Below are 18887 nucleotides of genomic sequence, written 5' to 3'. Positions count from 1 at the left end.
CATGCCCGGCCAGATCGCTCTCACGCCCATCGACCGCACCAGCCCGACCCTGTGGTCCCACATGCGGCTGTGCGCACTCCGCGGCGCCTTTGCCGCATCATCGGCGGCACAGGGACTTGTTCTGCATGATCCACGCACGTGGCTCGGGACCGCTTTCCACAAGGTCATGGAGGCCGCCGCCCGGCCCGGCGCAACGAAGGCCGACGCAGAACAGGCCTGGACGGCGACGGTCGCTCAGGCATCCGCAGCGGCCGCCTCGCACGCGCTGGACGCGCGCTACGCGGCGCCAGAGCGATGGCCCGGCTATTTTCTTGTCCGGCAGAGGGCGCTCGCCTCGGCGCAGCGCACCATCGCCACGAACCCCGGCGGCCAGCGCCGGCCGGCGCCTGTTGGCGGCACGCGTGGAAGCGGCGCCTCGACCGAGCGGCTACTGCTGGCGCGCGGCGGCCGCCTTGCCGGACGGCCGGACCGCTTCGACGGCCGCGTGCTGACCGAATACAAATCCTCCATTCCGGATCCAGCCTGGCGCGGAGCAGACGCGATCCTTGAAGGCTTCCGCCGACAGCTGCGCCTCTACGCTGCCATCATCGCAGAAGCCCTGGGCCGCTGGCCGTAGGAGGGGCGCATCGTCGCTGCCTCGGGTCAGACCCTGGACGTGCCGATCGATCCTCCCGCCTGCAACGCCGAAGCCAGCGACGCGCTGGCGGCGCTCGACAGCCTCAACCGGCAGCTCGCCGCGGAGGCGCCTGCCGGCGCGCTCGCGCAGCCCGAAGACCAGGCGTGCGCGGACTGTCCCTTCCAGGTCCTCTGTCCTTCCTTCTGGCCATGGCTTGCAGCAACAGGGTCAGGCGGGCTGCCCGAAACAGCGGCTGCTGGCGTGCTGGACAGGATAGAGCTGGGCCTGGATGGCGACCTTTACACCGCCTACCTCTCTGTCGATCAGCCATCCATGCCGCCGGGCATACAGCCACTTGTGCTGCGCCGGAGCATTCACGGCGACCTGACGGCTTCGCCGCCAGGCGCGCACTGGAGAATCGTCGCGGCTAAGCTGAAGCCCGACGGGCGTCTGCGCGCAGATCCGTCCACCTGCGTCTTCGCGCTGGACGACCTTCCGGGCATCGTGACGGCAGATGAATCTGCGCGTGAAAGGGCAGACTAGCTGAAATGTCCAGGTCCAAGTCATCGCCAATCGCGAAGATACCACCACGGCGGAAACGCGAGCCGCTCACGCGCTCGCAGATTATGGCGCGTATCCGATCCAAGAACACCAAGCCGGAAGTGCTGACGCGCTCAGCCGTGCAGGCGCTCGGCCTGCGTTTCCGCAATCACGTGGATGACCTTCCCGGCAAGCCCGATCTTGCCAACAAGACGCGCAAATGGGCAATCTTCGTCCATGGATGCTTCTGGCATTCGCACGCTGACTGCCGGCTCGCGTCGTCACCCAAGTCGAATACCCGATACTGGAGCGAGAAGCTCGCCCGCAACCGGTCCCGCGATGCGGAAAAGATCACGGCTCTGGAAGCTCGGGGCTTCCGTGTCCTCGTCGTCTGGGAGTGCGATGTCCGCGATGGCGCCCGGCTGCAGCGTGCGCTTGAGGCGTTCTTCGCCTCCTAAACGGCAGTTCACGCTTGCGCGCCGTTATCAGCTATGTGGTGAGCTTTGCGGCTACCGCCGCGTGAGGCAGAAGAAAAGCAGACAGGTCCTCGATCACGTCCGCAAGCGTTCCAGGATCAAGCGCGACATCCCCGATGAACGCCTTCCATTGGCGCTGCTTCTGTTCGTCAGCCGCAAAGTCGGTCGTCAGCGCATCAGGCAGGCCGGTAGGGATTTCCGTATTGCGCCGCGCAAAGGTTGCGGCGATCGCGCGTGAAAGCCTGTCATCGTCGAATGCGAACGATCGGCTGAGAATCCAGATGTCGTAGAAGTCCTTCATCCGGCTGTTCGCCCGGCCCAGCGCCACCATCGCCTGGAATTTCTCGGCGATCACTGTCTCCCGCGCGTAGGCGCGCAGCCTCGGCGCGGGGAGATCGAGCATGACCGGATAGTCGACGACTTCCGCCCCAGGCTCCAGCGCATCGCCAAAGCCGATATCGATTGTCAGATTGATCCGGGCGCCGCCGACCGAAGCGATCGCACGCAGACGGAGACCGCCATAGTCGAGTTCCTCGCGAATTCGGTCGACACGCAAGGTATCCGGATCGAACACGACGCCGTCTTCAACGTTTTGGGCGAGGATGTCCCGGAATGCCGCCACCATCGCCTCTTCGCTCGGGTCACCGAAACCCAGCAGATCGAGATCACGCGTCCCGCGGTGCGGATCGTCGAACCAGCTCATCATCAGCATGGCTCCTTTCAACACGAAGCGGTCGGCGTGGGGTGACTGGCTGAGCCGGAACAGAAGGCGCTCCAGCGCGAAGCGCGTGAGCACCAGATCGAAGCTCTGTCCCTTCGTCTTGGAGAGGTTGAGGAGCCGAGCGCGCACCGAGGCGCCGATATTCTTGATCTCCTTAGCCATTGGCGGTCAGCGCTTCCAGATAGGGGCGGATCACCGTGCCGACCCCGCCCGTATCCGCCGCCCTGGCGATCTCTGCAGGCGCGGATTTTCGTTGGCGCAGAGCCTCTTGCAGGCCTTCGAGCGCGACGGCAAGACCGATCTTGCCGCGATGGCGGAAGCAGTCCGCGACGGTCTTTGCCACACCGAACACCTTTACCGATACGCCTTCGATCACATGGGTTTCAACGCTGTCGGCAAGCAGATCGTCCGAGAAACGCAGCACACGGATCGGCATGTCGCTCGGCTTCGGCGTCCAGTCGTTCCGGCCGATCGCCATCCACACCTTCTTCGGAAGCTGATCCGTGAGGCCATGAAAGGCGAGTGCCGAGACGAGGCAGATCACGCCCTTGGGGAAACGCTTGGCCGCCTCGGCGAGGCTGTGGTTTGCGTCGAGCTCTGCGTCGGGGAGCTGGTAGAGCCCGCGCGCCAGGCGGATGACCTCGCCATCCTTTTCCATACGGCTGACGGTTGCGGCGGTTACACCGGCATCCCTGAGTTCCGAAAAGCGCAGAATCCCACGCGCCGCGAGGAGATCGCGGGCTGTCTCGCGCTGGGATCGGGCCTGAGGCATAGATACATACTCTCGCACTTCAACATCCGTAGTGCGAGGTTTTGTATCACATGGGGCAGTAAAGGAAAAGACCAAGGAGGTTGCTGAATCGGCTGATTGGAAGCCATCGCGCCGCTGATTGGAAGCGTATGGACCGCGACGTGGAAAGCCCAGGAGGGGAAGGCCTTCCCCTGCGGTTGAGCCTGTAGTCTCGCCCGACCCCTTCTGCGGGGACACCCCGCAACGCCCCGAGAGTGAGAGTGCGGACCGGTTTGCCGTGACGGGTTGGAAGCCGAGGGAGAGGCCCTTGGCGCCCGTCGCGGAGAACCGCGATGTCCAGACACAAGCAAAACGCCGGCGCAAGACGCGACCGGACCAATCTCTATTCCGAGATCACCGACAAGATCATCGCCGAGCTGGAGGCGGGCCGCGTGCCCTGGGTCCAGCCCTGGGGCACGGCTGCGGCGAAGGCGCCGCTCGCCATGCCGAAGAATGCTTCGACCTCCCGGCCTTATTCGGGGATCAATGTGCTGCTCCTGTGGGGCGCGGTGATCGAACATGGCTTTACCGGCCAGAGCTGGCTCACCTTCCGCCAGGCCCTCTCGCTTGGCGGCAATGTCATGAAGGGCGAGCGCGGCACCTCCGTCGTCTATGCCGACCGCTTCGTGCCGGAGGACGAGAAGCGGCGCGCGCGCGAGACCGGCGAGGAAGCCCAGGCGATTCCCTTCCTGAAGCGCTTCACGGTTTTCAACACCGACCAGTGCGAGAACCTGCCCGGGGATGTCGCGACGGCCGCGCTGCCGGTTCCGGAGGGGCTGATAGAACCCGCCGTGGAGGCGCTGATCGAGGGCACCGGCATCGATTTTCGCATCGGCGGCAACCGGGCCTTCTATGTGCCGGCCCACGACTATGTTCAGGTCCCGCCGCCGCAGGCCTATTTCGAGCCGATCAATTGGCACCGGACCGCGCTTCATGAAATCGGTCACGCCAGCGGCCATCACAAACGGCTCAACCGCGATCTTTCCGGCTCCTTCGGCTCCAAGAAATACGCCTTCGAGGAACTGATCGCCGAGATCAACGCTGCCTTCTGCTGTGCCTCGCTCGGCATCGTGCCGACCGTCCGGCACGCCGATTACATCGGCTCCTGGCTCGACGTCATGCGCGAGGATTCCCGCGCCATCGTCCGTGCCGCCTCGCAGGCCAGCAAGGCGGCGGACTGGATCCTGTCCTTCCTTCCGGATGCCGGCAGCTCCGCCGTCAATGCCGACCTCATCGACAGGAGGGCGGCATGATTCTCCTGACACCTGATCTGCGCGTTCGGCTGCTCGCCAACGGCCGTCAGCGTGACGTCGACCATGTGCCGGTCGTGAAATTCTTCAATCCGCTCGGCGAAGGCGTCTGGCTCGCGACCGAGCTGGATCCGGACGGCGACATCATGTTCGGCCTCGCCGATATCGGCTATCCGGAACTTGGCAGTTTCTCGCTGGAGGAAATGGAGTCCATCCGGTTGCCCTTCGGCATGGGGATCGAGCGGGACCTGCTCTTTGCCACTGATCTTCCGATCTCGGTCTGGGCTGAGGCGGCAAGAGAGGCTGGCAGCATACGTGCGGCCGAGCGCATTCTTTACGCCCGCGCCCGCGGCGATGCCGCGCTCACCCGGAAATCCGCCGACACGGAAACCCGCAAAGTCTGATTTCCGGCTCTCCGGCTTTGCGATCCTGCGCCGCTCTCTCCGAGGCAGAGGGCGGCGCCTCGCCTCGTGACGGGTTGAGAGCATTGGCATCGGGCCTGCTGCCCGTCGGGAGACCTGAACATGACCCGGCATCAGAAGACATTTGGTGTGGAGCCGCAGTCCGCACCGCTCTCGGCCCAGGAGCAAGTCGTCATCTATGAGGCGCGCCAGATCCTGCTGCGGCACCTCAACCAGAATCCGGTCCTGTCATCCTGGCAGGCGGTGCTGGACTATTGCGCTCTCACCATCCGCGGCGAAGTGGAGCGGTTTCATGTCCTCTATCTCAACCGCAAGAACCGTCTCATCTCGGATGAGTGCCTCTCCATCGGCACGGTCGATCACGTCCCGGTCTATCCCCGGGAAGTTCTGAGGCGGGCTCTGGCGCTAAACGCGACCGCGCTGATCATCGTCCACAATCATCCTGCCGGTGATCCTGAACCGTCGCCATCCGACATTGCGATGACGAAGGAAATCCAGAAAGGCTGCAAGTTTATGGGCCTGACGCTGCATGACCATATCATCGTCGGTATCGGCCGGGAGGTCAGTCTGCGCGCCCGAGGCGAAATCTGATTGTGTGTCGGACAGCCAATTGGCGCTTGGTTTATCCGCACGCGATTTCCCGAAGTGGCGGCCTGTCACAGGAAGCCGACCGCGCCACCCGGAGAGTCAGAGGAGGGAGGGGATTTCCGTGACGGGTTGGAAGTCGAGAGAGAGGCTCTCGGCGCCCGTCGCGGAGTAACCCATCATGGCAACCGCCAGTCAGAAAATCACCCTCAGCGCCTCGCGCGACATCCCCTTCAACAAGCTCGTCCTCTCGCAGTCCAATGTCCGGCGCCTGAAGGCCGGCGTCTCTATCGAGGAACTGGCCGAGGACATCGCCCGCCGCGGCCTCCTGCAGAGCCTCAATGTGCGACCGCTCCTCGACGCCGAGGGCAAGGAAACCGGCATGTTCGAGATTCCCGCCGGCGGCCGCCGCTACCGGGCGCTCGAACTCCTCGCCAAGAAGAAGCGCCTCGCCAGGACGACGCCCGTGCCCTGCATCGTGCGGGAGGCCGGCAGCGACATCTCGGCGGAGGAGGATTCCCTGGTCGAGAACGTTCAGCGCGCCCCGCTGCACCCGCTCGACCAGTTCCGCGCCTTCCAGACCTTGCGCGAACAGGGCACGACCGAGGAGGAGATCGCCGCGCGCTTCTTCGTTTCCCCCAGCATCGTCAAGCAGCGGCTCAAGCTGGTCACCGTGTCGGAGAAGCTCCTCGACCTCTATGCCGAAGACGGGATGACGCTCGAGCAGCTCATGGCCTTCACCGTCTCGGCCGACCATGCGCGACAGGAACAGATCTGGGAGTCGATCCAGCATAGCTGGTCGAAGGAACCCTACCAGATCCGCCGCATCTTGACGGAAAACACCGTGCGCGCCGCCGACCGACGCGTGCGCTTCGTGACCATCGAAGCCTATGAAGAGGCTGGCGGCACCGTCATGCGCGACCTGTTCCAGGACGATGACGGCGGCTGGGTCGAGAACGTGCCGCTGCTGGAGCGTCTCGTCGCCGACAAGCTCAAGGCCGAGGCGGAGACCATCGCCGGCGAAGGCTGGAAGTGGATCGAGGTCGCCGCCGATTTTCCCTACGGCCATACGCAAGGCCTGCGACAGCTTTCCGGCAGACCGGTCGATCTGACCGACGAGGAACGCGCGACGCGCGACGCGCTGCGTGACGAATATGACCGTCTCGAATCCGAGTATGCCGAAGCCGACGAATTGCCCGACGAGGTGGATGAACGGCTCGGTGAGATCGAGGCAGCACTCGGCGCGTTCGAGGACCGGCCGAAGCGTTACGATCCTGCCGAGATCGGCCGTGCCGGCGTGTTCGTCGGCATCGGTCATGATGGCAGGCTCAGCGTCGACCGGGGCTATGTCCGGCCTGACGACGAAGCTCCGGCGGGCGGCGACACCGGCGTTGACGGCGACGGCGGCCAAACGCCGGGCAGTGACGGTCAACGCAGGGTCATTTCGGTCGGCGGCGAGCCCGAGCCGCAGGATGACGAGGACGATGTGGTCAAGCCGCTGCCCGAGCGGCTGGTGATCGAACTGACCGCACACCGCACTCTCGCACTGCGCGACGCGCTGGCGAGCAATCCGCACATCGCCATGACCGCGCTCCTCCACAAGCTGGTGCGCGATACCTTCCAGCACGTCTCCTCGCCGGGATGCCTCGAGGCTTCGATTCGACATGTGTTCTTTCCCGTGCAGGCCGACGATCTCAAGGACAGTGCATCCGCCAAGTCCGTCGACGATCGGCAGGAAGCCTGGAAGGCCGATCTTCCCCTCGGCGACGATGACGCGCTCTGGGAGAGGCTCGACGATCTCGACGACGCAAGCCGCATGGCGCTTCTCGCTCATTGCGTCTCCTTCGGCGTCAATGCGCTCCACGAGAAGGCCAATCCCTACGGCGCCGGGCCGACCGTGCACGGCGTGCAGCAGCGCATTCGCGAGGCTGACCGGCTGGCGCGCGCCACCGGTCTCGACATGGTGGAGGTTGGCTGGCGTCCGGCGGTCGACAACTATTTCGGCCGGGTGACGAAGCCGCGCATCCTCGACGCCGTGCGCGAGGCGAAGGGCGAGGAAACCGCACAGCTCATCGATCATCTGAAGAAGCCGGACATGGCCAAGGAAGCCGAGCGACTGCTCGCAGATAGCGGCTGGTTGCCCGAACCGCTTCGCCTTCCCGCGCTGGACGACGACGTGGACTCCGAGGTGAACAGCGGCGAATCCGAAACGCTGCCGGCCTTTCTCGCCGACGAGGAGGAGGTCGACGGCGAACCCGCCGACGAGCCTCAGCCCGTGGCCGCCGAATAAGCAGACGCGGGGCGGTCCCGCGCCGCCCCGCGTCCTTCACCATCAATTCCGACAACGCCCGGTCCCCGCACCGGGCGTTTTTCGTTTCCGGAGGCCACCATGGCTGACTATTTCACACACTTCTCCTGCCTGCTCGACGTAGGCACGCCCGGCAATGCCGCCCGGGCGCTCGACATCTACAATGATCTCTGCGCGCAAGGTGCGATCGAGGATCCGCCCTCCGACGGGTTTCTCCTGTCGATCGATCCCGCCCACGGAGGCTCAAAGCTCTGGATACGGGAAGACGGCACCGGCGATCCGCAACGCGTTGTCGACTTCGCTTTGCGCTGCGCCGACACCTTCGCGCTCACCGGCCGCTGGGGCTTTCAATGGGCGAACACCTGCTCGCGTCCGCGCATCAATGCCTTCGGCTGCGGCGCCCATGTGCTCGATCTCGGTCGGCGGGACACCGTCGCCTGGATCGGCACCCATGGCTGGCTCGACGATACGATCCGAGGAGGCCGGCCATGAGCATTCCCGATCATGCCCGCGCCAATTTCGAGACGCTCCTGCGCGCGGCGGCCGACGGCAATCTCGCTCTCATGGAGTGTGTCGACGCCGCGACGGGTACACCGCGCTACGTCATCTGCGCCGTCGGTCGCGACGGCGAGGACTTCGTCTTCACGCCCTTCGGCCACCTCGCCGAGGGCAAGCCCTGCGAGGCCTATGTGCCGCCGGCGCCATGAGAGGGAGAGGATGGCCGGGACGGGTTTGAGCCGGGACGGTCAAAGAGAGAGCGCCGCCTGGTTCGACCCGTTCCCGCTCTCCCGAGGTCTCCTTCATGACGCAAATGATCCCCGCCGCGGCGCGCGCCGCCGCCACACATCTGATAGCCGATGTCGAACCGATCCCGCACGCCGCCGATGCGGCCCGGACGCTTCTCGTTCATCTCGAAAAGGGCCGCAGTATCGATGCGCCAATCCTGAGGAACGCCATGGAGACCGCCTCTGGCGGCTCCGATGCCGACGGCGCCTGGGACTGGAAGCTGGCCTATGACGCCTGCGAGGCGGCGACCATCCTGTTCCTGCGCAAATACGGCAAAGTGCTTTTGCGCAAAGCCGGCTCTCCGGCGGCGGCGCTACCGCTGCTCGAGAAGATCACCGATCTCCTCCCGACCCATACCCGCCGCTCCGAAGAAAGTCAGGCCTTCCAGCAATTCTCGACGCCGATTCCGCTCGGGTTTGTCGCCGCCACCGCGGCCGCGATCACGCCGCGCGATGCCGTGCTGGAACCCTCGGCGGGCTCCGGGCTGCTCGCTATCCTCGCCGAGATCGCCGGCGGCAGACTCATTCTCAACGAGCTTGCCGACGCGCGCGCGGATCTTCTCTCCTCCCTCTTTCCGGCCATCCCGGTCACCCGCTTCGATGCGGCGCAGATCGACGACCATCTGGACGCCAACCTTGTGCCCAGCGTCGTCGTCATGAACCCGCCCTTCTCGGCGATGGCGAGTGTCTCGGGGCGCATGGCCGACGCCGCCTATCGCCATGTCGCCTCGGCGCTGGCGCGCCTGGCGCCCGGCGGGCGTCTCGTCGCCATCACCGGCGCGGGCTTTGCGCCCGACGCCCCGAAATGGCGCGACGCCTTCGTCAGGCTGCAGGAACATGGCCGTGTCGTATTCACTGCAGCCATCGACGGCCGTGTCTATGCGCGGCACGGGACGACCATCGACACCCGGCTCACCGTCATCGACAAGCTCCCGGCTGACGATCCGACCGCCTTTCCCGCGTCACCGGGTATCGCGCCTGATCCGGCGACGCTGCTTGGCTGGATCGAGGAGAACCTTCCGCCGAGGGCGTCTCTCTCGCTGCCGACCATCGCGTCGCTTCGTCCTGCGGCCTCCGATCCGAACAATCGTTCGTCATTTCACGCGGGCGCGGTCGAGCAGGCCTCTGCCATTGCCGTCCCTGCGGGCGAAGAACTTGCCTATGAGACCATCGAATGGAGACCGCCCGAGGACGCCCGGCTCACCGATGCGCTTTATGAGGAATACGCCCTTCAGTCGATCCGTATTCCCGGCTCTCAGGCGCATCCCACCAAGCTGGTGCAGTCGGCAGCCATGGCCTCGGTGGCACCGCCGACACCGAGTTATCGCCCGCATCTGCCGGCAGGTTTCGTCGGGACCGGCATCCTGTCGGACGCCCAGCTCGAAAGCGTCATCTATGCCGGCGAAGCTCATAGCCAACATCTGCCCGGCGCGTGGACCGTTGATGAGACCTTTGATGTCGTCACCGCTGCGGCGGACGATCAGGACGGCGCGGTGCGCTTCCGGCGCGGCTGGTTCCTGGGCGACGGTACCGGCGCGGGCAAGGGACGCCAGGTCGCCGGCATCCTGCTCGACAACTGGCTCAAGGGACGCCGCCGCTCGGTCTGGGTGTCAAAATCCGACAAGTTGATCGAGGACGCGCAGCGCGACTGGTCGGCGCTCGGTCGGGAACGGCTCCTCGTCACCCCGCTCTCGCGTTTTCGCCAGGGCACGCCGATCCGTCTGGCCCAGGGCATCCTTTTTGCGACCTACGCCACGCTGCGCTCCGACGAGCGCGGATCGAAGGTTTCGCGGGTCCAGCAGATCGTCGATTGGTTGGGAACAGACTTCGATGGAGTGATCATTTTCGACGAAAGCCACGCCATGCAGAACGCCGCCGGATCGAAGGGTGAGCGCGGCGAACAGGCTGCATCACAACAGGGTCGCGCCGGGCTTCGCCTGCAGCACGCACTGCCCGATGCGCGCGTCGTCTATGTCTCGGCGACCGGCGCCACCACGGTGCACAATCTCGCCTATGCCCAACGGCTCGGCCTGTGGGGCGGCGAGGACTTCCCCTTCGCCACCCGCGCCGAGTTTGTCGAGGCGATCGAGGATGGCGGGGTCGCGGCGATGGAGGTGCTGGCGCGCGACTTGAAGGCGCTCGGCCTCTATCAGGCCCGCTCGCTCTCCTATGAAGGCGTCGAATATGAACTGGTCGAACATCAGCTCACCGACGAGCAGCGGCGTATCTATGACGCCTATGCCGGCGCCTTCGCGATCATCCACAACAATCTCGACGCCGCCATGCGGGCGACCAATGTCACAGGCAGTGAAGGCACGCTGAATCGGCAGGCCAAGTCCGCCGCGCGTTCGGCCTTCGAGAGCGCCAAGCAGCGTTTCTTCAATCATCTCATCACGGCGATGAAGACGCCGTCGCTGATCAGCGCCATCGAGTCCGATCTCGCCGCCGGGCATGCGGCGGTCATCCAGATCGTGTCGACCGGTGAAGCGCTGATGGATCGGCGCCTGGCCGAGATTCCGACAGAGGACTGGAACGACATCCAGGTCGACATCACGCCGCGCGAATATGTGCTCGACTATCTGGCGCATTCCTTCCCGGTGCAGCTCTACGAGCCCTTCACCGACAGCGAGGGCAATCTCTGCTCGCGGCCGGTGTTCCACGACGGCCAGCCCGTCGAAAGCCGTGAAGCCGTCGCCCGGCGCGACCGGCTGATCGAGAAGCTCGCCTCGCTGCCGCCGGTCCCCGGCGCGCTCGACCAGATCGTCCAGCGCTTCGGCACGGACATGGTGGCCGAGGTGACGGGCCGCTCGCGCCGCATCATCCGCAAAGGCGACCGTCTCGCCGTGGAAAGCCGCGCCGTCGCCGCCAATCTCGCCGAGACTCAGGCCTTCATGGACGACGCCAAGCGCATCCTCATCTTCTCGGATGCGGGCGGCACCGGACGTTCCTATCACGCCGACCTCGCGGTCAAGAACCGGCGGCTACGCGTCCACTATCTCTTGGAGCCGGGCTGGAAAGCCGATGCCGCGATCCAGGGCCTGGGGCGCACCAACCGCACCAACCAGGCGCAGCCGCCGCTCTTCCGGCCGGTGGCGACCGAGGTGAAGGCGGAAAAGCGCTTCCTCTCCACCATCGCGCGGCGGCTCGACACGCTCGGCGCCATCACGCGCGGTCAGCGCCAGACCGGAGGCCAGGGCCTATTCCGCGCCGAGGACAATCTCGAAAGCGCCTATGCGCGCGATGCGCTGCGCCGGCTCTATCTGCTGATCGTCGCCGGCAAGGTCGAGGGCTGCCCGCTCCAGACCTTCGAGGAATCTACCGGGCTGAAGCTCACCGACGCCAACGGCATCAAGGACGAGCTGCCGCCGATCACCACCTTCCTGAACCGGCTGTTGGCGCTCACCATCGATCTGCAGAACATCCTATTCGCGAGCTTCGAGCAAATCCTATCGGCCCGGATCGAAGGCGCGATCGCCAGCGGCACTTATGATGTCGGGCTCGAGACGCTGCGCGCCGAGCGCTTCACGGTCACGGACCGGCAGGCCATCCACACGCATCCCGCGACCGGCGCGGTGACGACGTTGCTCACCATCGCCCAGCGCGAGCGCAACCGGCCGGTGATGCTCGACGCGGCGCTCGAGCATCTCACCGATCCCCGCGCGGCTCTCCTCGTCAACGAGCGCTCCCGACGAGCCGCGGTGCGCATCCCGACCACCAGCGTGATCGACGATGACGGCGCGGTCGAACGCCGCGTGCGGCTGATCAGGCCGATGGAGGCGACCAATGTGCCTGTCGCCATGATGGGCGACACCCATTGGGTGGAAGCCGACCGCGCGACATTCACGAAGGCCTGGGAGGTGGAGGTCGCGTCCGTGCCGGAGTACACCGACAGCACCATTCACATGGTCGCCGGGCTCCTGCTGCCGATCTGGAAGCGCCTGCCCAATGAGTCGACGCGGGTCTATCGGCTCCAGACCGATACAGGCGAGCGCGTCATCGGTCGCAAGGTCTCGCCGGCCTGGGCGGCAAACGCAACGACAACCGGCACGACGGCGCTCTCGCCGGAAGAAGCGTTCGCGGCGCTGATGGACGGTCAAACGATTCTCGACCTCGCCGAAGGCCTGCAGCTTCGCCGCGCGCGCGTCATGGGCGTGAACCGGATCGAGCTGACCGGCTTCACCGACACCATGCGCGATCGTCTCAAGGCCTATGGGCTGTTCGGCGAGATCATCTCCTGGAAGTTCCGCCTGTTCGTGCCGACCGATGCGTCCGCTCCTGCGATCCTCGCCAAGCTGCTGGAGCGATTTGCGATCGAGCGCATCTCTGAGCGGGAGGTGGCATGATGGCTCGTGACGCATCCGATCTCGCACACCGTCTCGGCCGTCAGGCCGAGGCCGTCTGCCGCGAGTATCTCTCCAGCGGACGGCGCGAGGGCCGTTACTGGATGGTCGGCGACGTCCGCAATACGCCTGGCCGCTCCATGTTCGTCCGGTTGATCGGACCCGAATCCGGCAAGGGCGCGGCCGGCAAATGGACCGACGCCGCCACCGGCGAGCATGGCGACCTGCTCGACGTCATTCGCGAGAGTTGCGGGCTGATCGACTTCAGGGATGTCGCCGATGAGGCGCGGACCTTTCTGAGCCTGCCGCATCCCGAGCCCGAACCGGACCGCCAACGGCGGCCGGCGCCGGCGCCCACCGGATCGTCGGAGGCCGCGCGACGGCTTTTCGCCATGTCGCAGCCGATTACGGGCACTATCGCAGAAGCGTACTTACGCAAACGCGGCATCACGGCTTTGCACGGAGTCGGATCGCTCCGCTTCCATCCGCGCTGCTATTATCGGCCCGACGAGCATTCTCCGACCGAGACCTGGCCGGCGATGATCGCTTCCGTCACCGACCTCGACAGCCGGATCACCGGAGCGCACCGCACCTGGCTTTCCCCCGACGGCGGCGACAAGGCGCCGATCGACACGCCGAGGCGGGCAATGGGCGACCTTCTCGGCCATGCGGTCCGGTTCGGCGTGGCGCACGACGTGATAGCGGCGGGAGAAGGCATCGAGACGATCCTGTCATTGGGTTGTGTCCTGCCCCACATGCCGATGGTCGCCGCGCTTTCGGCCGCACACCTTGCCGCTATCCTGTTCCCGGCGACACTGCGCAGGCTCTACATCGTCCGTGACGACGATCCGGCCGGTGACGGGGCGCGCGACAACCTGATCGAGCGGGCGAACGCCGCCGGGATCGAGGCGATCGTGCTGTCGCCGGTACTCGGGGACTTCAACGAGGATCTCCGCACCTTCGGCATCGGCACTCTCCGGGCAGCGGTCCGCCAGCAGCTCGCCCCGGAGGACGTCGCCCGTTTTCTCGCCCTGGCGGCATAGCCGGAAGGGGCAAGCGCGGGGCAGCGGCAGCCGTCGCCGTATCGCACGAGGCTGCTCCGTTTGCATCGGAGGGGACCGCGACCCGGCCTTCGAGAGGGCGATCGGCCGTCAAGCGGCCCGGACCGGCAATGGCTGCGCCCGGCTATTTTCCGGCGCGCTCCAAGAGGAGCGCTTTCCATCGCGAAACAAAATAGCCGGCCTTCGCCATCCTCCGCTGCCGCTTCGGCCCTCTCGCTTGCGCTCCGGGTGCAGGTCCGGGCCGCCCGACGGCTTTCGTCGCCAGAAGGCCGCGAGGGTCGCGGTCAAACCGACGAAGGAGCATCCCATGGCGAGCGAACACGACGACGGCTTCGAGCCTCACCACGCCTCATCCCCCACCGACCATGTCCTCACCGAACTCCAGCTCTACGGATACCGCCCATTCCAGGACGAACCCGATCCGAGACCGCTCCCGGAGGGGAACATCGTCGCCGGGGCCATTGCAGATATATTCGATGCCCTGATCGCGACCCTCGGCGACACCCGCCTCGAGCCTGACCTCGACGACCTTCTCTGGTCGGCCGTCAACCTCTTCCATCGCGCCGCCGACCGGATCGAACGCGAGCTCGACGACAACGAGCAGGCGCAGCGCCGCAGCCAGCGCGAACAGGACGGCTCCGAAGTCCGCTCGGTCGAACTGGAGCGCCTCACCGCCGAGGGGCAGACACTGATCGAACGCCGCAACGCCTTCGAGCTGATGCGCGACCAGGCCGCCGAGCATTTCGAGCGCCACACCGGCTCATCCTGGCGGCCGCGCAGCGGATCGATGGTCAATCACCGCGCCATGACCTCAGCAATGATCGACAGCCGCGATTTCCTCGCAGCCAAGCGCCGGGCCGAGACCGAGGTGCTCCTGCCGGCGGGACCGAAGATCGCCTTTACCGGCGGGCTCGATTTCAACGACCACCACCTGATCTGGGCGAAGCTCGATCAGGTCCATGCAAAGCACCCCGACATAGTGCTGCTGCACGGCGGATCGCCCAAGGGCGCCGAGCGCATCGCCGCCCGCTGGGCCGACACCCGCAAGGTGCCGCAGGTCGCCTTCAAGCCCGACTGGACCCGCCACGCCAAGGCCGCTCCGTTCAAGCGCAATGACTCCATGCTGGCGGTATTGCCAATCGGCGTGATGGTGTTCCCCGGTACCGGAATCCAGGGCAATCTCGCCGACAAGGCCCGCAAGATGGGCATTCCCGTCTGGAAGTTCGGCAACGGCGGCGCGTGAGCGCCGCCCAATTTCCCTCGACGCCCGCGTCGCGCTCGTCGGTGATGAGGTGCAGAGGAACGTCTAGTCTTGCGGGTCCGATTTCAAATGCTTGGTCGCAAACCAGCGATTGCCGATTTCCTTGAACGCGACCTCGATGCCGGTCACTTCATACGGGGCGCAATTGATCGCATCAGCATCGTCCGGGCTGAACAGGACGACGTTGAAGCCTTTCTCGCCGAACTGGCTCTTATAGACGATGGCCTCGTACCCGCTGTCCCGAAAAAGCTCGGCCAGTATCTGCGTCGGCACGTAGTCAGCGGCGTCATCCGAGACAGTCACTGGCCGCGAAAAGGCATTATCGATGTCGATCCAAACTGCCTTTTCCTTCACCTCGGCACTGACAGGCGTCCCATCGAGGAAGTGCCTGAGACCGACTTCGCTGAACGACGATTTTCCGTGGCCTCGCGAGAGATCGATCGCCCTGAGCGCACGCAAGAGCTTGAACTGGGCGACCGAAATGGAAGCGCCCACCCAAGGCCTCACCTCCGAGATGACCGTCTGCTCGGTTGTGCCGAGATAAAGGGCGGGGATGCCTGCCGGATTGGCGCGCCCCTCGATGGCTTGATTGGGCCGGGGATTCATGCGCGCGGCGCCATAGCCGACAGGCTCCTCCCCCAATTCGTTCCCGTCGTCATCTTTCGGCGTGTGCCAGTCGATGCCCCGCTGCGCGCGGAAAAGGATCATGCCCTCGGACAACTCGACATCCCGACCGCGGTTCGTCGCGCGGACGGTCGCAAGAAATGCCTCCTCCTCCCGGGTCAAGACGTAGCGACGTTCGTGCCGCACGCGACGGGCGAATTTCGTATAACTGTCCCACGACGCAAATTCCGGCTTCTCTGGATCGTCAAGCTCCATCGAGCATCCCCCCAAAACTGGTATTTCTTAACATACACTGGCCGGTTCTTCAGCACTCGCGCCGTGTCGGGAAGCAACTCGGCCTTGGTGTTTCCTCCTCAGAGAATCGGCGTTCGGCTCAGATCGCGGGCATCCATCCCCCGCTTCCAATGCGCTGATCCTTGGTCCCTCCGAGGGCCTGACGCCATCAACCCGTGAAGGGTCCGCTACGCGAGCGTGCGGCCTTGAGGCTTCGCCTCCGCGGTGATTGCGGCCCTCGGCCGGACACATCGGGCGCCTGTCGCGCGGGGGATGGTCCCCCGCCTCCAGACAGGAGCCGGAACGATGTCCCTCAACGACGCTCACGCTTTCGCCTTCAGCCTCGCCACCACACTCATGGTCGCCATCGTCATCTTCCGGGCCGGCGACGGCAGCCTTTCGGTCGTTCCCGCCAACGAATACGACGGCGACACCGCCGCCATCATCCATGAATTCGATCCCTTCCAGCCCTGACGAAGGTAGCACCTGGTCCGACGAGCGGAACTTCCTAGCCGATTTCCGCTCCCGTGGCCGCTCATCTTCAGCTATACTTTGCACCGCGCCGTGGTGGTGGTGGAAGGCGCGACCGTCAGACCTTTTCTCACGGAGACCACCACCATGATCTTCCTTGGCATCATCTTCAGCGTCGCGGCCATCGGCGTTCTCTGCTGGCTGCTGTTCATGCTTGCTATTTACGCGCTTCCAGCCTTCGCCGGCGTCACCGCCGGTATATGGGCCTATGACAGCGGTGCCGGCTGGCCGGGCGGCATCGCGATCGGCCTGGTCGCGGCCGGGCTGATTTTCGGCGTCGGCCAACTGCTTCTCGCCGTCGCGCGGCCGCTCTGGCTGCGCATCGCCATTGCGCTTGCCTTCGTCGCCCCGGCAGCGATCGCGGGCTATCACGCGACCCATGGCATCGTGAAGCACGCCATGCCGTCGGAGACTTGGCAGATCGCCTTTTCCGTCGTCGGTGCGATCGCGGTCGGCGTCACGGCATTCCTGCGGATCTCGGCGATGGCCGCGCCCGAACCGGCCGGACAGGGCATGGCGCGGGGCTGACACAGAGACAGCCGTCGGAGCATGGCCAGCAAGTCGGCACGCCTGCCATCCTCGACGCAGGAGATGGACGAAACTGGCCCTCGAGCAGAGATCGCAATGTCAGGCCCGAAATAGCGTAAGGCACGTTGAAGCGGCGCTGGACAGGTAGCTGGTCCGCTGCACAGCCACTCGACGACGAAGGCGCGGATGGCGTTTCACGAGCCGAGGGCTGCGGGAAGCCCATCGCGGTTCTCGCCAGGACAGGTGCAACGTCGTCACCGGCAGCGACCCGTTGCCAGGATTCCTACGGCTGCACGGGACCGCCACGTTCTCCCTTGATCTTTTTGTCGGGTCGACCGCTCCAAACGGCCTCTCCAATGGCCTGATCTGGCCGAAGACCGGCTGCGCCTCGATCGCCTATGCCGCAATGGCGCCGATCAACTTTCTTCCCCTGAGCGCTGCGCGCTCATTCCTCGCGAAACAAGAAAGTGGCTCGGCTGCCATCCTCCGCTGCCGCTCCGGTCGCAAGCGATGCGTCGTCGATCGACTCCGGCCTGCCGATCGCCATCGAGGCCGCAATGGTGCGGGCTCGGAGCTTCAAATCAAGGAGAACTGACATGGCGACCATCGGCACCTTCAAGAAGACCGGCAACGAATACACCGGCGAAATCGTCACCCTCAATGTGCAGGCCAAGAACGTCCGCATCGTCCCGGAAACCAACCAGGCCAGCGAGAACGCCCCCAGCCACCGCGTTCTGGTCGGCCGCGCCGAGATCGGCGCCGCCTGGTCCAAGCAGTCCAACGAGGGCCGCGACTATCTGGGCCTCAAGCTCGACGATCCGAGCTTCACCGCTCCGATCTACGCCAACCTCTTCGACGACGAGGACGGCGGTTTCAGCCTCATCTGGTCCCGCCCCACCCGCCGCAACGGCGACTGATGCGCCGCGACGCCCCGCCCGGACGATCCGGGCGGGGCCTTTCGCCGTTCGTAGCCGACCGAATCAGTCGCAACGCCGATCGCTCCGAACGACACCAACACAGCGTTTTGTGGCTGGTCCCTTACCGATAGAACGACTATTATAGTCGTAGTTCTGGCATGTGCGTTCGTGTCGGTGGGAGGTGATCATGCATGATCACCGCCCGACAGACGCGGGCCGCACGCGCGTTGCTTGGTTGGACGCAGGAGACGCTCGCTGAAAAGGCCCTGGTATCCCTGACCGCGTTGAAGCGCCTCGAGTCCGAGAGCGGACTCAAGGTGTATGAGACGACGCGCGATCAGGTGCGCCGGGCGTTCGAGGCCAATGGCATCGTCTTCCTCAACTCCGACCAAGGAGAAGGGGTGATGTTCGTTCGTGCGAAAATCGACAGCCGAAAATAGCCCCGACATCCCATTCAGCGCCTCGGCGATGCCTGCCACGCATCACGCGATGCGCCAGCGGTCTTGCCTCTGCCCGTCGAACGCCTGGTTAACAAATGGGGCGCGGGCGGGTATGGTGTGGCTCTGGGGGCTGGGGTGACGCAAGTACAATTCCTCGATGAACCGCCGCAGAGCGCGGCGCTCACGGCCTATGACCGTGAGCACATGAAGCTCTACATGCGCCTGCTCGATGCGGCGACCGACGGCGCCGACTGGCGCGAGGCCGTCACGATCCTGTTCGGCCTCGATCCGGCTCGCGAGCCGGATCGCGCGCGCCATGTTCATGACACCCATCTCGCCCGCGCCCGCTGGATGACCGAGCATGGCTATCGCCTGCTCGTGCACGAGGGCCGTCCCCACTAGCCGGAATAGCGATGCCG

Annotated in this window: 21 protein-coding genes; 17 read left to right on the top strand and 4 right to left on the bottom strand. The window is 65.4% G+C overall.

Annotated elements, in window-relative coordinates; translation table 11 throughout:
• The first annotated feature begins 1 nt into the window (after position 1).
• From AL346_RS10755 to AL346_RS10745, 3 genes are read left to right on the top strand one after another with little or no spacing between them, the layout of a single operon-like run.
• A complete protein-coding gene (locus tag AL346_RS10755) occupies positions 2-616 on the top strand; it encodes a PD-(D/E)XK nuclease family protein (protein WP_019400647.1) in 615 nt (204 codons plus the stop codon).
• A 39-nt stretch (positions 617-655) separates the two neighbouring features.
• Positions 656-1159 carry a hypothetical protein gene (locus AL346_RS10750; RefSeq protein WP_019400648.1) on the top strand — a complete coding sequence of 168 codons (504 nt, stop codon included), beginning with the start codon at positions 656-658 and terminating at the stop codon, positions 1157-1159.
• Between the two features lie 5 nt (positions 1160-1164).
• Positions 1165-1614 carry a very short patch repair endonuclease gene (locus tag AL346_RS10745; protein WP_019400649.1) on the top strand — a complete coding sequence of 150 codons (450 nt, stop codon included), beginning with the start codon at positions 1165-1167 and terminating at the stop codon, positions 1612-1614.
• Between the two features lie 31 nt (positions 1615-1645).
• Here AL346_RS10745 and AL346_RS10740 read toward each other — a convergent pair whose 3' ends face one another.
• Entirely contained in the window at positions 1646-2515 is an 870-nt protein-coding gene (locus AL346_RS10740; RefSeq protein ID WP_019400650.1) for a nucleotidyl transferase AbiEii/AbiGii toxin family protein, read from the bottom strand.
• Complete coding sequence (locus AL346_RS10735) at positions 2508-3125, bottom strand: type IV toxin-antitoxin system AbiEi family antitoxin domain-containing protein (RefSeq protein WP_026014859.1); 618 nt, start codon at positions 3123-3125, stop codon at positions 2508-2510. The genes AL346_RS10740 and AL346_RS10735 overlap by 8 nt, the downstream gene beginning before the upstream one ends.
• Positions 3126-3436: 311 nt before the next feature.
• Here AL346_RS10735 and AL346_RS10730 point away from each other — a divergent pair, with 311 nt between their 5' ends.
• The 9 genes from AL346_RS10730 to AL346_RS10690 all read left to right on the top strand — a co-directional run bounded on the left by AL346_RS10730 (position 3437) and on the right by AL346_RS10690 (position 15137).
• Positions 3437-4396, top strand: coding sequence for an ArdC family protein (locus tag AL346_RS10730; protein WP_019400652.1), 960 nt, complete (start codon positions 3437-3439; stop codon positions 4394-4396).
• Positions 4393-4797, top strand: coding sequence for a DUF2958 domain-containing protein (locus tag AL346_RS10725; protein WP_019400653.1), 405 nt, complete (start codon positions 4393-4395; stop codon positions 4795-4797). Before AL346_RS10730 ends, AL346_RS10725 begins: the two co-directional genes overlap by 4 nt.
• A 120-nt stretch (positions 4798-4917) precedes the next feature.
• Positions 4918-5406, top strand: a complete 489-nt coding sequence (locus AL346_RS10720; RefSeq protein ID WP_050996451.1) for a RadC family protein — start codon at positions 4918-4920, stop codon at positions 5404-5406.
• A 175-nt stretch (positions 5407-5581) separates the two neighbouring features.
• The gene (locus AL346_RS10715; RefSeq protein ID WP_019400655.1) at positions 5582-7690 is read left to right on the top strand and encodes a ParB/RepB/Spo0J family partition protein; all 2109 of its coding nucleotides are present in this window, start codon (positions 5582-5584) and stop codon (positions 7688-7690) included.
• A gap of 99 nt (positions 7691-7789) precedes the next feature.
• On the top strand, positions 7790-8200 hold the full coding sequence (locus tag AL346_RS10710; RefSeq protein WP_019400656.1) for a hypothetical protein: 411 nt from the start codon (positions 7790-7792) through the stop codon (positions 8198-8200).
• A complete protein-coding gene (locus tag AL346_RS10705) occupies positions 8197-8415 on the top strand; it encodes a DUF6117 family protein (RefSeq protein ID WP_019400657.1) in 219 nt (72 codons plus the stop codon). The genes AL346_RS10710 and AL346_RS10705 overlap by 4 nt, the downstream gene beginning before the upstream one ends.
• Positions 8416-8519: 104 nt before the next feature.
• Positions 8520-12836 (top strand): strawberry notch family protein, encoded by a 4317-nt coding sequence (locus AL346_RS10700; RefSeq protein ID WP_019400658.1) that lies wholly within the window; start codon positions 8520-8522, stop codon positions 12834-12836.
• Positions 12833-13876: a toprim domain-containing protein gene (locus tag AL346_RS10695; protein WP_026014861.1), complete on the top strand. Its 1044-nt coding sequence runs from the start codon at positions 12833-12835 to the stop codon at positions 13874-13876. The genes AL346_RS10700 and AL346_RS10695 overlap by 4 nt, the downstream gene beginning before the upstream one ends.
• 325 nt (positions 13877-14201) lie before the next feature.
• The gene (locus tag AL346_RS10690; RefSeq protein WP_019400660.1) at positions 14202-15137 is read left to right on the top strand and encodes a DUF2493 domain-containing protein; all 936 of its coding nucleotides are present in this window, start codon (positions 14202-14204) and stop codon (positions 15135-15137) included.
• Between the two features lie 63 nt (positions 15138-15200).
• On the opposite strand, the gene AL346_RS10685 is transcribed toward AL346_RS10690, so the two are convergent.
• Complete coding sequence (locus tag AL346_RS10685; protein ID WP_019400661.1) at positions 15201-16034, bottom strand: RES family NAD+ phosphorylase; 834 nt, start codon at positions 16032-16034, stop codon at positions 15201-15203.
• Between the two features lie 324 nt (positions 16035-16358).
• Here AL346_RS10685 and AL346_RS25365 point away from each other — a divergent pair, with 324 nt between their 5' ends.
• Both AL346_RS25365 and AL346_RS10680 read left to right on the top strand, forming a co-directional pair.
• Positions 16359-16526 (top strand): hypothetical protein, encoded by a 168-nt coding sequence (locus AL346_RS25365; protein WP_019400662.1) that lies wholly within the window; start codon positions 16359-16361, stop codon positions 16524-16526.
• 144 nt (positions 16527-16670) lie between these two features.
• The gene (locus AL346_RS10680; protein ID WP_019400663.1) at positions 16671-17111 is read left to right on the top strand and encodes a hypothetical protein; all 441 of its coding nucleotides are present in this window, start codon (positions 16671-16673) and stop codon (positions 17109-17111) included.
• Between the two features lie 445 nt (positions 17112-17556).
• Here AL346_RS10680 and AL346_RS25020 read toward each other — a convergent pair whose 3' ends face one another.
• The gene (locus tag AL346_RS25020; protein WP_156332731.1) at positions 17557-17709 is read right to left on the bottom strand and encodes a hypothetical protein; all 153 of its coding nucleotides are present in this window, start codon (positions 17707-17709) and stop codon (positions 17557-17559) included.
• On the opposite strand from AL346_RS25020, the gene AL346_RS10675 reads away from it, so the two are divergent.
• From AL346_RS10675 to AL346_RS10665, 3 genes are all read left to right on the top strand, one after another.
• The gene (locus AL346_RS10675; RefSeq protein ID WP_053193627.1) at positions 17708-18028 is read left to right on the top strand and encodes a DUF736 domain-containing protein; all 321 of its coding nucleotides are present in this window, start codon (positions 17708-17710) and stop codon (positions 18026-18028) included. The two genes, AL346_RS25020 and AL346_RS10675, sit on opposite strands and share 2 nt — an antisense overlap.
• Positions 18029-18219: 191 nt before the next feature.
• Positions 18220-18468: a helix-turn-helix transcriptional regulator gene (locus tag AL346_RS10670; RefSeq protein ID WP_019400666.1), complete on the top strand. Its 249-nt coding sequence runs from the start codon at positions 18220-18222 to the stop codon at positions 18466-18468.
• A 135-nt stretch (positions 18469-18603) separates the two neighbouring features.
• Positions 18604-18870 (top strand): DNA -binding domain-containing protein, encoded by a 267-nt coding sequence (locus AL346_RS10665; protein WP_026014862.1) that lies wholly within the window; start codon positions 18604-18606, stop codon positions 18868-18870.
• The last annotated feature ends 17 nt before the right edge of the window (positions 18871-18887 follow it).

Source organism: Chelatococcus sp. CO-6, assembly GCF_001271345.1.
Lineage (GTDB): Bacteria > Pseudomonadota > Alphaproteobacteria > Rhizobiales > Beijerinckiaceae > Chelatococcus_A > Chelatococcus_A caeni.
Note: the sequence above shows the minus strand (reverse complement) of the source record. Positions and strands in the feature narration are given on the sequence as shown.

Bases quoted from the DNA above. Each gene is read 5' to 3' on its own strand.
- AL346_RS25365 (WP_019400662.1), top strand. From the start codon at position 16,359: ATGTCCCTCAACGACGCTCACGCTTTCGCCTTCAGCCTCGCCACCACA.
- AL346_RS10690 (WP_019400660.1), top strand. From the start codon at position 14,202: ATGGCGAGCGAACACGACGACGGCTTCGAGCCTCACCACGCCTCATCC.
- AL346_RS10745 (WP_019400649.1), top strand. From the start codon at position 1,165: ATGTCCAGGTCCAAGTCATCGCCAATCGCGAAGATACCACCACGGCGG.
- AL346_RS10675 (WP_053193627.1), top strand. From the start codon at position 17,708: ATGGCGACCATCGGCACCTTCAAGAAGACCGGCAACGAATACACCGGC.
- AL346_RS10710 (WP_019400656.1), top strand. From the start codon at position 7,790: ATGGCTGACTATTTCACACACTTCTCCTGCCTGCTCGACGTAGGCACG.
- AL346_RS10725 (WP_019400653.1), top strand. From the start codon at position 4,393: ATGATTCTCCTGACACCTGATCTGCGCGTTCGGCTGCTCGCCAACGGC.
- AL346_RS10755 (WP_019400647.1), top strand. From the start codon at position 2: ATGCCCGGCCAGATCGCTCTCACGCCCATCGACCGCACCAGCCCGACC.
- AL346_RS10705 (WP_019400657.1), top strand. From the start codon at position 8,197: ATGAGCATTCCCGATCATGCCCGCGCCAATTTCGAGACGCTCCTGCGC.
- AL346_RS10730 (WP_019400652.1), top strand. From the start codon at position 3,437: ATGTCCAGACACAAGCAAAACGCCGGCGCAAGACGCGACCGGACCAAT.
- AL346_RS10720 (WP_050996451.1), top strand. From the start codon at position 4,918: ATGACCCGGCATCAGAAGACATTTGGTGTGGAGCCGCAGTCCGCACCG.
- AL346_RS10685 (WP_019400661.1), bottom strand. From the start codon at position 16,034: ATGGAGCTTGACGATCCAGAGAAGCCGGAATTTGCGTCGTGGGACAGT.
- AL346_RS25020 (WP_156332731.1), bottom strand. From the start codon at position 17,709: ATGTCAGTTCTCCTTGATTTGAAGCTCCGAGCCCGCACCATTGCGGCC.
- AL346_RS10670 (WP_019400666.1), top strand. From the start codon at position 18,220: ATGATCACCGCCCGACAGACGCGGGCCGCACGCGCGTTGCTTGGTTGG.
- AL346_RS10740 (WP_019400650.1), bottom strand. From the start codon at position 2,515: ATGGCTAAGGAGATCAAGAATATCGGCGCCTCGGTGCGCGCTCGGCTC.
- AL346_RS10695 (WP_026014861.1), top strand. From the start codon at position 12,833: ATGATGGCTCGTGACGCATCCGATCTCGCACACCGTCTCGGCCGTCAG.
- AL346_RS10715 (WP_019400655.1), top strand. From the start codon at position 5,582: ATGGCAACCGCCAGTCAGAAAATCACCCTCAGCGCCTCGCGCGACATC.
- AL346_RS10680 (WP_019400663.1), top strand. From the start codon at position 16,671: ATGATCTTCCTTGGCATCATCTTCAGCGTCGCGGCCATCGGCGTTCTC.
- AL346_RS10700 (WP_019400658.1), top strand. From the start codon at position 8,520: ATGATCCCCGCCGCGGCGCGCGCCGCCGCCACACATCTGATAGCCGAT.
- AL346_RS10735 (WP_026014859.1), bottom strand. From the start codon at position 3,125: ATGCCTCAGGCCCGATCCCAGCGCGAGACAGCCCGCGATCTCCTCGCG.